The 13,196-nt window shown below is 70.1% G+C and carries 13 protein-coding genes and 1 pseudogene; all 14 read right to left on the reverse strand.

The window, feature by feature from the left end; genetic code table 11:
- Positions 1-82 precede the first annotated feature (82 nt).
- Complete coding sequence (locus ACFYWG_RS02565; RefSeq protein ID WP_383499574.1) at positions 83-946, reverse strand: glutathione S-transferase C-terminal domain-containing protein; 864 nt, start codon at positions 944-946, stop codon at positions 83-85.
- 98 nt (positions 947-1,044) lie between these two features.
- Positions 1,045-1,194: a putative leader peptide gene (locus tag ACFYWG_RS02570; RefSeq protein WP_376327872.1), complete on the reverse strand. Its 150-nt coding sequence runs from the start codon at positions 1,192-1,194 to the stop codon at positions 1,045-1,047.
- 18 nt (positions 1,195-1,212) lie between these two features.
- A pseudogene (locus tag ACFYWG_RS02575) lies at positions 1,213-1,687 on the reverse strand (LLM class flavin-dependent oxidoreductase); the annotation flags it as partial.
- Positions 1,688-1,757: 70 nt separating this feature from the next.
- Positions 1,758-2,096 carry a hypothetical protein gene (locus ACFYWG_RS02580; protein WP_376327874.1) on the reverse strand — a complete coding sequence of 113 codons (339 nt, stop codon included), beginning with the start codon at positions 2,094-2,096 and terminating at the stop codon, positions 1,758-1,760.
- A 457-nt stretch (positions 2,097-2,553) separates the two neighbouring features.
- Entirely contained in the window at positions 2,554-3,039 is a 486-nt protein-coding gene (locus ACFYWG_RS02585) for a hypothetical protein (RefSeq protein WP_389198815.1), read from the reverse strand.
- The gene (locus ACFYWG_RS02590) at positions 3,039-3,626 is read right to left on the reverse strand and encodes a hypothetical protein (protein ID WP_389198817.1); all 588 of its coding nucleotides are present in this window, start codon (positions 3,624-3,626) and stop codon (positions 3,039-3,041) included. The genes ACFYWG_RS02585 and ACFYWG_RS02590 overlap by 1 nt, the downstream gene beginning before the upstream one ends.
- A 791-nt stretch (positions 3,627-4,417) precedes the next feature.
- Positions 4,418-5,107: a hypothetical protein gene (locus ACFYWG_RS02595; protein WP_389198819.1), complete on the reverse strand. Its 690-nt coding sequence runs from the start codon at positions 5,105-5,107 to the stop codon at positions 4,418-4,420.
- A 232-nt stretch (positions 5,108-5,339) separates the two neighbouring features.
- The gene (locus ACFYWG_RS02600; RefSeq protein WP_389198821.1) at positions 5,340-5,696 is read right to left on the reverse strand and encodes a hypothetical protein; all 357 of its coding nucleotides are present in this window, start codon (positions 5,694-5,696) and stop codon (positions 5,340-5,342) included.
- Entirely contained in the window at positions 5,680-7,470 is a 1,791-nt protein-coding gene (locus tag ACFYWG_RS02605) for a hypothetical protein (RefSeq protein WP_389198823.1), read from the reverse strand. The genes ACFYWG_RS02600 and ACFYWG_RS02605 overlap by 17 nt, the downstream gene beginning before the upstream one ends.
- Before the next feature lie 195 nt (positions 7,471-7,665).
- Positions 7,666-8,823, reverse strand: coding sequence for an LLM class flavin-dependent oxidoreductase (locus ACFYWG_RS02610; protein ID WP_389198825.1), 1,158 nt, complete (start codon positions 8,821-8,823; stop codon positions 7,666-7,668).
- A 32-nt stretch (positions 8,824-8,855) separates the two neighbouring features.
- Positions 8,856-10,052: an SfnB family sulfur acquisition oxidoreductase gene (locus ACFYWG_RS02615; RefSeq protein WP_383499551.1), complete on the reverse strand. Its 1,197-nt coding sequence runs from the start codon at positions 10,050-10,052 to the stop codon at positions 8,856-8,858.
- The gene (gene ssuE / locus ACFYWG_RS02620) at positions 10,049-10,606 is read right to left on the reverse strand and encodes an NADPH-dependent FMN reductase (RefSeq protein ID WP_376327886.1); all 558 of its coding nucleotides are present in this window, start codon (positions 10,604-10,606) and stop codon (positions 10,049-10,051) included. The genes ACFYWG_RS02615 and ssuE overlap by 4 nt, the downstream gene beginning before the upstream one ends.
- A 15-nt stretch (positions 10,607-10,621) precedes the next feature.
- Positions 10,622-11,839, reverse strand: a complete 1,218-nt coding sequence (locus tag ACFYWG_RS02625; RefSeq protein WP_376327888.1) for an acyl-CoA dehydrogenase family protein — start codon at positions 11,837-11,839, stop codon at positions 10,622-10,624.
- A gap of 27 nt (positions 11,840-11,866) precedes the next feature.
- Positions 11,867-12,994, reverse strand: coding sequence for a dimethylsulfone monooxygenase SfnG (gene sfnG, locus ACFYWG_RS02630; protein ID WP_383499546.1), 1,128 nt, complete (start codon positions 12,992-12,994; stop codon positions 11,867-11,869).
- Between the last annotated feature and the right edge of the window lie 202 nt (positions 12,995-13,196).

Raw genomic sequence — 13,196 nt, forward strand, 5'->3', positions numbered from 1 at the left:
CATGTCACCACACCCCGAGCGCCGGTGGTGTCACCACGCCCCCAGCGCCGGTGGTGTCACCTCACGCAGCGCTCCGGCGGCGTCACCCTGCCTCCGGCGTCCGCCGCCGGGTGAAGGCGGCCCAGTCGACGATCTGTACAGCCGAGCCCGCGGCCTCCTTTCCCCGGCAGTGGGCGTGGTGCCTGCGCGCGATGCCGTCGAGGTCGAGGTGGGGGCCGAAGGCCGGGCGAGCCGCGAGGCGGCGCGCGTAGGCCCACAAGACCGGGTGGTCGGTGATGCGGTGCACCGCGGCGACGTCCAGATGGTGCCGGTGCACGGTGTCCAGTTGCACCAGTGTCACCCACAGCTGTACGTCGGCGAGGGTGAGTTCGGCTCCGAGCAGGTACTCCCGGGCGGCCAGCCGCTCCTCCAGTGAGTCCAGAGTGCTCAGCAGCGTGGCCAGGGCCGCGTCCCGTTCCGCCGCCGTGGCTTCGACGCGGCCCGCGCGCTGGGCGGCCGCGGTGATGCCCTGCTCGCCGAACCGGGCCAGGGCCTCGATCTCCTCCTCCGCTCCGGGCGGGACGAGGTCGGGGCCGTCGCCGCCGAAGCGACGGACCATGTCGCGCAGGATGCCGGGCGTGTGCGTGCTGACGATCGTCCCGGTCCAGCCGTCGCTGAGCACGGGCGCGGCGGCGGGCCCTGGGTGCTGGTGCGAACTGGCTTCGTACAGCGCGCGCAGCGCCGTGTGACCGCCGTCGGGGGCGTCGGGTACAGCAGGCAGCAAGGTCACCGGCAGAGCGTCCTCGAGACCGAGGAGGCTGTGAGTGACCGCGATCTGCAGACAGTGCGGACAGGACGGCGACAGGTGGAGCCGGTAGCGGTGCGGCGCGGCGTAGTAGCCGCTGCGCGCGTCACAGCCGATCCGGCCGCGGAAGGACGGCACGGCGGTCGGGGATGGTGCGGACATGCGTCTCCCTGGGGTGCTCGTTCACAGGCGTACAGGCACGGAAGGCGGCGGCACGCGGCGGCATCGGCGCGGCCGGACGGGTCCTCGGGGCGGAGGAATCAGACGGGGACGGGACCGCCGTCGCCGGGGGAACCGGCCGCACTGCACACCCGCTGGAGATCGATGTGGCGGCGGGACGTCAGCAGGGGGGACTGCCGGAGGGCGAGACGGGCGGCGTCACCGCCGAGTGCCCGGCCGGCACGGTCCATGATTGCCCTACCTTTTCACTAGGGTTCCCGTGTAGGAGTCTCGGACCGGACCGGGCCCCCGTCAAGAGGGCCGTACCACCCGGAGGTTGCCGTCTCACCTCGTGGAACGGGCACCCGCGCCGCCTCTTGCCCCTCCAGCCTGGGCAGGACTCCCGCGCCGAACCAGTACGCCTCCTCCAGGTGCGGGTAGCCGGAGAGGACGAACTCCTCGATGCCCAGCGCCGCGTACTCCTTGACGCGGTCGGCGACCCCGTCGTGGCTGCCGACCGGGGCGGTGCCCGCGCCTGTGCGCACGGGCCCGATACCGGCTCACAACTTGGGCAATTCTCCAGGCGTTCGCGGTTGCGCGGGCCTGCGCCGAGGTGTCGCGGATGATGACGTGCAGCCGGATACCGAAACGGATGCTGCAACCCTCGGCGGCCGCGAGCGCCCGGATTCAGGCGGTCTTCTCCGCGATCTGGGCGGGTGGTTCACTCCAGGTGAGACACAGGTCGGGAGCCATGAGCTGCGCTTGTGAGCGCGAGGAAGGGATTGCCATGCCGTTGGCAGGCCCCGGCCCACACTTACGGACAGGAGCTTGAACTCTGCCCGATGACATGGGCGTCCGCGTTGTCGGCCACTTTGACGTAGGCGGCCGACAGGCCGCGGCGATCGTAGGTGCGATTGAAGTCGTCGCCGAAGTCGACGATGAATCTCACCTTGTAGCACCAGCCGGCGTCGACGCGCAGCGTGTCCCAGTCCTCTCTGTACGGAGTGTGGCCGCCGTTGGGAGACAGATACATGCTGGCCTGCGGGACGTCGTCGCTCTTGCAGGTCGGCTGAGTAGCCGTCCATGCACCGGTGCTGTCCCCACCGCGACACCAGTTCTTCAGCGCGGTCGCCCCCAGACTGGTGTCGTTCACCGAGGAGGAGCACCCGGTGACTCCGCAGCTTGCTCCTGCGTGCGCTGTTGTACCCGTCCCCAGAACCGCGACAAACGCCATGGCTGTCACAGCGACTGCCGATCTAGCTGAGCCACCGAAGTGCTTCTTCAAGATCACGAGGGAGTCCCTTTCCATGCCGCAGTCAAATGACATGAGCTCGACAGGGAAGGTAGTCCTCTTTCGACGCTGTGTCAGCACTCCGGCGATCCCGCTCCACCGCGAGTTTCGGTTCGCCTTATCGATCGGAGGGCGGTGCAGACGTGAGGCGCCCGATAGTGGGACGCATGCTGCCGCCCGGAACGGCGCGCGGCCCGTCGCCGGCCGGGCGGCGGCATGCCGGCCACGGCCGAACCGCTCCTGCAAGGCCAAGCAGCACCTGCACGGCCGTGGCCGAACCGCGCCAAGACAACAGGTGCTGCAGCCCCTTCAGGGGATACTACGATTCGTTCTTCTTCTCGACGTAGTAGGCGTAGGCATAGCCACCACTCGAGCCGTCAGCGGTGACAGCCGAGAATGCGACAGGACCCGACTCGGCCGTGTTGATGCTCCGTTGAAAAATGGACCCATCGCAGACAACGGTGCCCGATGCAGCATCTCTGCCCGAAGTGGTGAGCGTCAGTTCCACCTTCTCGCCACCAATACAAGTGAACGCGAACGCCACGCTCACTACATCGTCGGGCACGGATGCCAGCGTGTTCCCGAAGTTCCGCTTCAGCACACCAGACCCGCCATTCAGCGAATCCATCTCGATAATGCCCTTCTCCAGCACTGACTTCGCCGCTTCTGCCCCGTCCGAAGCGGAGCTCTTCGAAGTCGAGGCCTTCGGAGGAGACGGCTCGCTGGAGCTGCAAGCCCCCAGAGCGAGCGGCATGGAGATGCCCAGGCAAACGGAGAGATGTCGTATGCGCCTGCTGCTCATCATCACGACTTCTTCCGCCCGATCGAGATGTCGCCCTTCCTCGGAGCCTTGATGACGATGGTCTTCTTCTTGACATTACAAGGCGGAGCGATCCACGTCTTGGTGGCCGTGAGCTTCCATCCCTGCTGGCCGAGCACTGCCCGGTACCCCTTCGTTGTGCGATTCTTGTCGGTCACGGTCTGCGTGCCGGACCACGTCCACTTGTTGCTGATCTTGGTATCGATGGAGGTCTTGGCTTTCGACAGGACGATCCCGGCCTCGGCTTCCGCACTGACGCCGATGTCCCAGGTGAACTCATAGCTCTCAGTCAAGGCCCAAGACACGCTCTGACCGGGCAGCAGCCAGGTCGATTTCGGCGGCTTGCTGGCTATGAAGTACGGCGATCCCTTGACTTTGTACTTTGGCTTATCGTTCACCTCAGGGCATGCACTCGCCACTCGGTCACCACTCGCCTTCTCGCGCTCCTCCTCGAAGGTGAACGTAACCTCCTCACCGACATCGATGACACGCCCATCGTTCAGGTGTATCCCGCTGCCCTCTGCGGAAGTTATCTCATCCTCCCCGCTATCCGCGTGCGCGACAGTCGGCATACCAAGCACCGCGACGACGGTGGCAGCGGCGAGAATCCGCGTCCTTCTGCACATAAGTGCGCCCCCTGTTCTGTGTGTTGCCTCCAGCCGGGTTGGTCACTTCCCGGCCGTGATCACCATCCGATCACAGGCGAACCAGGCCTCACAAGCGCACAACGAGGACTTGAGGAACAACTGAGCAAGAAGCGGTGAACGTCGAAGACCCGTGAACGCGATGGCTCGAGGGTCATGGAGCCCGGGGGGTTAACAGATCGGCCAAGCGATAGACGCTGCCATGCACGACAACCGATGCCGCGTGGTGAGTACCAACGCCCAAGCCTCCCGGAGAAGCAGCGCCAGCGTCGCGCCGGCCTCCGACGACAAGCCGGGTTTGTTCGGCACGACAGGCCGCCGCCTCGGCGCGGTCGCCGTGGGCCTGGCAACGGTGATCGGCACCGGCGCCGTGGCCACTCACCTAGCGCTGCAGGGCCAGGGCGCCGTTGCGGAGTGGCTACCCGATCCAGATGACGTCCAGGTCGAACGGGTGTCGGGTGAGCCGGTCGATCACGTGGACGACGCCTCGTCGCGGGGTGGCGAATCAGAGCGAGGCGCCGTCGATGTCGAAGCAGGCGCGGCTGGTTGCCACGCTATGGACGGCTTCAGCAGAAGGGGGCGCCTGGATCGTTGGCCCAGGAGGAGAGGAAGGACCACGTCTGAGCGCCGATGCGCCCATCGGCAACGATCTCGGCGCAACGCTGGAAGTACCTCTTCGCCCGCCATGTCTCTTGTAATCACCGAGGCAGTTCCCGAGGTCATGGCGGAGCGCAGGTCCCCTGGGGCGGACAGAACCACTCGACGGCCGTGCCGGCCAGCTCGAACTCGTCGTCCCGGCCGTCGTCGTCCCTGCCGTAGGCGATGACGGCGTACCTGCCGCCGTTCGCCGTCTCGAACCGGGTGTCCACTACATGCCACGTCCCCGCATCGGGCTCGCCCCTGATCGAGTCGGCCAGGTACTCCAGACGTCGGCCTGTGACGTCGACGCCGGTGAGATCGTGCATGCCGAGCTGCTCGAAGCCGCGGGCCTTCGGAGTCTGCGGCGACAGGAACAGCTCGAAGGATTCCCGCACGGTCGTCTCCGCCACCTCGAACACCTGAAGCCTCTGCTCACCGGTGGGACTGCGGTAGTTGACGACGTCCATGCCGTACTCGGACGGGAGAGCCTCCCGCGTCCAGCCCGCAGGCATGGCGATACGGAAGCCCTGCGGATCGACGAGCGACTCGTAGCCGCTGGGGAGATCAGGGCTCGACGCGGAAGCTGAGGGCGGTGCCGAGGGTTGCGGTTCCTCCTGCGGCGCTTCGGAGAGGTATGTCTGCACCGACGGGGTCGACGACACGGTCCCGTCTGCCCGTGTGCTCGGCCGGTGCCCGGGCTCGTCACCGTCGTTCACCTGCACCATGACGAGCGCCGCCGTGACGCCGATGACGGCAGCCGCGGCCACCACCGGTGCCCACACCCGGCGTCGCTGCCGCCACCCCGGCACGTCCGACACCGATGGCCGCCCCGGGTCCGGCCAGGGCGCTGCCGCAGTCGTGTCACCGACGTCGGCGCTCGGCGGTTGGGGATCAGGCCGGGCCGGCGGGGGTGGGGTGGCATGGGCATACCCTCGGGTGCCGGCCTCCCAGCGCTGGGTCTCCTCGTTCCAGTACCTTTCTCCCCCGCTCATGGCTCACCTCTCACATTCCCAGCAGCCCCGCCACGGCCCCGGCCGAGGCGATCAGGCTCACCAGGGCCTCCGAGTCCGTGAGCAGCTGCCGTAACCGCTGGAGCCTGCCCTGACCGACCGTGCCGGTCCGGGCTATCTCGCTCTCGGTGTCGGCCAGTGCAGCGTCCAGTTGTGCGGTGCGCTCGTCCGCCCGCACCCGGGTCAGATCGGCCCGTAGCACGCGCACCGCCGCCAGCAGTTCCTCGGCTGCCGGGTCGCGCTGCTGGGCCGCGCCGTGGTGGCTCTCGGCGCGCGCCTGGCTGCCGATGGCGAAAGTGCTGTGCGAGACGTCACCGATCCGGACGCCCGGTTCATTCCCGTCGGTCATCGCCGTCGGATCCCTTCTGCGTGGTCGAGGTGGCGCGTGCCTGGTTGCCGACCGCGAACGTGCTGTCCGCCACGGAGTCGATGTGCACGCCGCCATTGCTGATGTTGACGACCTTCTGCACGAACTCGCCGGTCTGATAGCCGTGCGCGGCCAGCGCCGCACGCACGCCGTGCGCGATCCGGTCCTGCACGCTCCTGAGGTAGCGGTCGACGTCCATCTGCTGGAACAGCGACCCCGTGGAAGCCGCGCCCAGTTCGCGCACCGACAGCGCGGGGCCGTCGGGCAGCGCGTTGGCGTGACCCGCGGTGAGCAACTGCCACCCGTAGGCGGCGCCCTGGAAGAGCGTGACCACCGAGCGGAACGCGGAGCGGGGCACCTGTCCGACGGCCCACGTCGCCTTGCCGAATGCGCTGTTGTGGCGGAAGCGGTGGGCGGTCCGGTCGGAGTCCTTGAAGTCCGCGCGGATCGGCTGCAGCACGTGCGGGGCGATCTCCAGCATGAGCATCCGGCCCTGAGTGTGCACCCGGATGAAGACCGTGACGACCAGTTCCTCCTCCCAGCCGCCGACACGCACGCGCAGGAAATGCCGGCGCTTCTCCGCGCCCTCCTCCACGGCGCGGGACCGGTGCGTCTCGAAGGCAGTCCGGTCGTACGGGGCGTCCTCGCGCCGGGCGAGACCCTCAGCGGGCAGAAACACACACTCGTCGATCTCCAACCACCGCAGCCGGTCGCGGACCGTGACCCCCGCGTACTCCGCAGGCAGCCTCAGCCCTTCGAGCAGTGGGCGGATCGTGTCGAGCACCGTCCGATTGCTCAGCGGACGCGTCTTCTGCGACTCCTCCGGCCTCAGTTCGACGGCGAGCACCCAGGTGTCGTAGGCCGCTCCGGCACCGCAGAACGGGTGGGCCTCGTGGTACATGATCAGCGGCTCGTGCTGTTCCGACCGGATGCGGTCCCTCATCCGCCGGAACCGCCCACCCTCAGCGTTCTCCGCCGGGTCGGAGGCGGCGTCCGCGAACCGTTCCGGGGCCAGCTCGCCACCCAGCGCCCGGACGAACTGGCTGCGCTGGGCACCCGTGCACAGGGCCACAGCCACGAACAGCACCAGCGCCAGCCACGCCTGCAGCGGCCGGACCGCGCCGTCGCCGCCGGCCGACTGCGACAAGGCGGGCAGCAGCTCTTCGAGGGAGGACCACAGACTCGAGGACTCGCCGCTGGAGGAGCCGTACGCCCCGTAGGCGGGGTCGTAGGAGCCGGCCGACGAGTCGTCGTCGGAGCCGGTGAAGGCGATGGCCACCGTGGCGGCCAGGAACACCGCGAACACGAGGCGGCCCAGCCAGCGCATGACGAACGCCACGAGTCGCCGTGGAAGCGACGGATGGTCGGTGTCGCCGCGGACCGCACTCGCCACGGCCAGCAACAGGCCGGGAAGCAGGTAACCGGCCAGCAGCATGTCGGTCACCAGGAGGCCCACGAACCACAGGCCGACGATCGCGCCTGCCCAGGCCAGCTCCATACGCCGGGCGCGCAGTGCGTGAGCCAGGACCCGGGCCGCGTCGAAGCCGAGCGAGGGCGCCACGATCCGCTGCTCGTTGAGATGCAGCTCCTCGATCACCCGGTCCCGGTAGGGGGCGTCGAGGTAGGCGCCCGCGCAGAGCAGACGGGTGGCCTCACTGGCGTACGGTGAGGTGGGCGGCGGAGCAGCAGGCGCCGCCGGCGGCGTGGACGGCTCGGATGTCGGCCGTGATGACGGTGGCAGATCCGTGGTACTCACACGATCCCCCGATGCGCGCATGTGTCGTGTGGTTCACCCCAGTTGAGATTCCATCAACATAGCGCGCCGCAAGGAAACCGGGAGGGAATAGTTACGGATGGAGCCCGATCGGTGGCAGGAGATGAGTGCCGGAGATTGCCGGTTCACTCCCTCGAACGGGCATCCGCGCCGCCTGGGCCGCAAGCCCCGCCTTCGTCAGGCGCTCCGGGCGCCGGCGAACGGCACCTGCGCGGAGGGCGCCGTCCGCGCGCCGAGGGGATGCTGCCACAGCCCTTGACCCTCCAGCCTGGGCAGGACTCCCTCGCCGAACCAGTACGCCTCCTCCAGGTGCGGGTAGCCGGAGAGGACGAACTCCTCGATGCCCAGCGCCGCGTACTCCTTGACGCGGTCGGCGACCTCGTCGTGGCTGCCGACCAGGGCGGTGCCCGCGCCTCCGCGCACGAGCCCGATACCGGCCCACAGGTTGGGGTGGATCTCCAGGCGTTCGCGGTTGCCCCCGCCGTGCAGGGCGAGCATCCGCCGCTGCCCCTCCGACTCGCTGCGGGCGAGGCCCGCCTGGACCGACGCGACGGTCTGCGGGTCGAAGCCCGCCAGCAGCCGCTCCGCCTCGGCCCAGGCCTGCTCCGAGGTGTCGCGGGTGATGACGTGCAGCCGGATACCGAAACGGATGCTGCGGCCTTCCGCGGCCGCGAGCGCCCGGATCCAGGCGATCTTCTCCGCGACCTGGGCGGGCGGTTCACCCCAGGTGAGATACACGTCGGCGTGCCGGGCGGCGATCTCGCCGGCGATCGGTGAGGACCCTCCGAAGTAGACCTCGGGCACGGGATCGGGCACCCGCGCGAGGCGGGCGTCCTCGACCTGGAGGTGTTCGCCGTGCAGGTCGACGGTCTTGCCCGCCCACAACTCCCGTACGACGTGCAGGAATTCGCCGGTGCGGCGGTAGCGGGAGTCCTTGTCGAGGAAGTCGCCGTAGGCGCGCTGCTCGTGGCTCTCGCCGCCCGTGACGACGTTCAGGAGGAGGCGGCCGCCGGTCTGCCGCTGGAACGTGGAGGCCATCTGCGCGGCGAGGGTGGGCGAGACGAAGCCGGGCCGGAAGGCCACGAGGAACTTCAGCCGCTCGGTCTGCTGGCTGACCATGGCGGTGGTCAGCCACGCGTCTTCGCACCAGGCGCCGGTCGGGGTGAGCGCACCGGCGAAGCCCAGGTCCTCGGCGGCACGGGCGATCTGGCTCAGGTAGGCGACCGTGGGCGGCCGGTCGCGGCCGGACTCGGTGGCCGGGGTGCCGTGGCCGCCGCCGACGACATGGCGGCTGTCGCCGTTGGTGGGCAGGAACCAGTGGAAGGTGAGGGACACGCGGGTCTCCGATCGGAAGTGCCGGCGGGACGTCAGAGAAGGCCGTGCCGCGGCGGTCTGGTGCCGTTCAGCACGTGGCGGCCGATGTGCTGGACCTTCCAGCGGACCGGATCGTGCAGGGTGTGGGTGCGGGCGTCGCGCCAGTGGCGGTGCAGGCCCAGGGAGTCGAGAGCGGAGCGCGTCCCGGCGACCTCGAAGAGCGCGCCGGCGATCTCCACCGCCGCCTCGGCCGCCGTCACCTTGGCCGCGGCCACGGCGATGGAGGCCTCGGCGGCGGAGTCGTCGGTCAGGTCGGCACGGGCGGCGTCGACGAGGCGGGCGGCTTCGCGCAGCAGCGCCGCTGCGGCCCGCTCCCGGACCGCCAGCTCGCCGAACCGCTGGATCAGCAGCGGGTCCTGCGCCGCGGTGGCGTGCCCCTCCTCGACACTCTCGAACCAGGGGCGGCTCTTGGTGCGGACGAACTCCACCGCTTCGGCCAGCGCGCCGGAGGCGATCCCGGTGTCGATGGCGGCGTGCAGCAACTGGGCCACCGCACCGTGCAGTTGAGGGCCTTGGAAGGTGAGGTGGTGCGGAACGGTCCGCCCGGCCGGGACGCGCACGGCCTCCAGCCGGACCGTTCCGCTGGCGGTGGTGCGCTGCCCCATGCCGTCCCAGTCGTCGGCCACGGTGAGCCCGGGGGCGTCGCGCGGTACGTACGCCACGTGCAGGGTGCCGTCCTCCGCCCGGGCGAGGACAGGGATCCAGTCCGCGAACAGGGCGCCCGTGGAATAGTGCTTGACCCCGTCGAGGACGTACGAGCCGTCCGGGCCGGGCAGGAGGCGGGTGCGGATGTCCTGCACGTGCGCGGTCCCGGCCTCGGACTGGGCGTTGCCGAACCGCCTGCCCGCCAGCACCTCGCCGAAGAAGAACTCCTGCTGCTCCCGGGTCCCCTGCCGGCGCAGCACGTTGACGTAGACGAAGTGGCTCTGCGGGATCTGGGCGAGGCTGGCGTCGGCGGCGGCCAGCAGCCGGAAGATCTCGGCGAGGGTGCCCGCGCCGACGTCCGCCCCGCCGAACCCGGCCGGTACGGTCACGCCGAGCAGCCCGGAGGCGGAGAGCCGCTCCACCTCCGCGTGCGGGAGCCGGCGGCGGGCGTCCCGCTCGGCGGCACCCTTGCGGAACTCCTCCGCGAGCGAGGCGGCGACGGCGAGGGCCTCGGCGTCGTCGGCGATCACATGGGCGGGACTCATCCGGTGGCCGCCAGCACGGTCGTACGGCCGCCGAGGGCGGCGGAGAACTGGTCGGTGACCTGGGCCAGGGCCTCTGCCGAGCCGGGCGCGACGGTCAGGGTCCCGTCGTCGCCGGCGGTGATGTCCTTGTCGAGGGTGAACCAGCCGGGGACGATGTGGGTCGCGCCCATGGAGCTGAGGACGGGGCGCAGGGCGTAGTCGATGGCCAGGACGTGTGCGGTGGAGCCGCCGGTGGCCAGGGGGAGGATCGTCTTGCCGGCCAGGGCGAACTGCGGGAGCAGGTCGAGCAGCGACTTCAGCAGCCCGGAGTAGGCGGCCTTGTAGACGGGGGTGCCGACCACGAGCCCGTCCGCCTGCTCGACCAGGGCGGTGGCCCGGACGATCGCGGGGTGACGGAAGTCCGCACCGAGGAGGGCCTCGGCGGGGAGGGTGCGGACGTCGAAGGGGATCACCTGGTGCCCCTGCGCGATGAGCCGCTGGTCGAGGTGGCGCAGCAGGCGCGCGGTGCGCGAGGTCGCGGAGGGACTGCCGGAGACGGAGAGGATCGTGGCCATGGGGAGGGGGTCCTTTCAGGAGTACCAGGTGGGCTGGGGCAGTTCGCCGGTGAGGACGTGGCGGCCGACCTCGCGGCGCTTGTAGGCGACGGGGTCGTGCAGGGTGTGGGTGCGGACGTTGCGCCAGAAGCGGTCCAGCCCTTCGGCGGAGGCGGTGGCGCGTGCGCCGGTCACCTCGAAGATGCGGTGGGTGATCTCCAGGGCGACGTCGGTGGCACGGGCCTTGACGGCGGCCACCCGCACCTCGAACTCGCCGCGGGCCTGCTCGGTGACCGCGTCGGGGTCGTCGTGCAGCTTCTGCCCCTCGGCGGCCACCGCGTCGGCCAGCGCCTCGGCGGCCCACAGCTTGGCGGTGAGGTCGCCGTAGGTGTCGATGACGTACGGCTCGTCGACGGCGCGGTCGTGGCCGCCGTGCAACCAGGGGCGGGACTTGGCGCGGGTGTAGGTGGCAGCGGTCTCCAGGGCGCCGGCCGCGATGCCGAGGTAGAAGCTGACGAACACCAGCTGGATCGTCGGCACGTTGAGCGTGTTGTACACGCGGGGGCGGAACTGCTTGTCCACGTATCCCGCGGCGGCCGACCAGGGCACGCGGACGGCGTCGAGGGTGACGCCGCCGCTCTCGGTGAGGCGCTGGCCGATGTTGTCCCAGTCGTCGTGGAAGGTCAGGCCCTCGCTGTCGGAGGGAACGATGGCGAAGACGTGGTCGTCGGTGCCCTCCAGGACGCCTTCGAGCACGGTGACGTCGGAGACCTTGCTGCCGGTGGAGAACGTCTTGCGGCCGGTGAAGGTGAGGGTGTCGCCCTCGTCGCGGACGGTCACATCGGCGTCGCGGGGGTTGACGGCGCCGCCGAAGAACCAGCGGCCCCGCGCGGCCTCGGCCTCCACGTGCTCCCACTGTTCGCGGGTGCCGACCAGGCGGGCGGCCCAGTTCCACAGGTAGTGGTAGCCGAGGAGCTGGCCGATGGAGCCGTCGGCCTTGGCGACCTCGCGGACGACGCGGTAGGCGGTCGGCCAGTCCTGGCCTCCTCCCCCGTGCTCGACGGGCCCGAGCAGGGTGACGAGTCCGGAGTCCTTCAGCAGGCGGACCTCCTCGTGGGGGGTGGCACCGGCCTTGTCCCGGGCTGCGGCGTCGGTGGCGAGGACGGCGGCGACCTCGGCGGCCCGGGCGATCCAGCCCTCGGCATTCTCGGGGCGGGGGGCGGTCTGCCAGTCGGTGCGGGCGACGGTGCTCATGAGGCGTCTTCCTCTCGTGGGGGGCGGTCAGACGTGTGCGGCGGACGGCTCGGACGCGGGCTGCCGTGCTTCCAGTTCGCGGACCAGGGGCAGCACCCGCTTGCCGAAGTACTCGACCTCCTCCAGGTAGTGCAGGAAGCCGAGGAGGAAGAGGTCGACGCCGAGCCGCTTGTAGGCCACGATGCGCTCGGCGATCTGCTCGGGTGTGCCGATGAGGCCGGTGCGGAAGCCGTCGTTGTACTGGACGAGGTCCTCGAAGGTGGAGTCCTGCCACATGCCCTTGCGGTCGGCGGTGGACTGCCCGGCCTGGCGAACGGCGTCACGGAAGCCGTGGACGGCCGGTGTGTCGGCCTTGGCGACGATCTCGCGGAGCGTCTCCCGGGCTTCGGCCTCGGTGTCGCGGGCGATGAGGAAGCCGTTGAGGCCGAACTTCGGCGGCCTGCGCCCCGCGTGCGCGGCGGACGCGCGGACGTCGGTGATCTGCTCGGTGACGCCGTCGAAGTCCTTGCCGTTGCTGAAGTACCAGTCGGAGACGCGGCCGGCCATGGCGCGGGCGGCGGTGGAGTTGCCACCCTGGAAGATCTCCGGATGCGGGCGCCCGGGGCCGTTCAGCGGCTTGGGCTTGAGGGAGAAGTCACGCAACCGGTAGAAGTCCCCGGCGAGTTCGGCGTGGTCCTCGGTCCAGATGCTGCGCAGGGCGGTGATGAACTCCTCGGCCCGGCGGTAGCGCTCGTCGTGCTCCAGCCAGGGCTCGCCGAGGGCGGTGAACTCCCCCTTGAACCAGCCGCTGACGACGTTGACGGCGAAACGGCCGCCCGACAGGTGGTCCGCGGTGGCCCCGAGTTTGGCGAGGACACCGGGATGCCACAGCCCCGGGTGGACGGCGGCGATGACCTTGAGCCGCTCCGTGGCGAGCAGCAGGGCGAGGCTGAAGCTCGTCGACTCGTGCTGGTACTCGGCGCCGTAGCTGGCCATGTAGCGCACCTGGCTGAGGGCGTAGTCGAAGCCGTTGTTCTCGGCGAGCACGGCCAGTTCGCGGTTGTACGCGTAGCTCCAGTCGGTGCGCTGTTCGATGGTGCTGGTGACCAGGCCGCCGCTGACGTTCGGCACCCAGTAGGCGAAGCGGACGGGGTCGGTTCCGGGGAATTCGGGCATGGGAAACTCCTGGCCGGCGAATGCGGGGTGAAAGCGTGACGGAGCGCCTTCCGGCCATGCGGGCGCGTTTCGGTGACGTCCCTGGAAAGCCGTCGTCACGCAGGAATGCGGCCGGGACGGCGATTCACGGAAGGGGAAGGCGGGGAGAGCGGGGTGGGAGGGTTTCCCTCGGTGCGCTCAGGCCCGGCGGCGACAGCGGGAG

Source organism: Streptomyces sp. NPDC003456 (assembly GCF_042878735.1).
Taxonomy (GTDB): domain Bacteria; phylum Actinomycetota; class Actinomycetes; order Streptomycetales; family Streptomycetaceae; genus Streptomyces.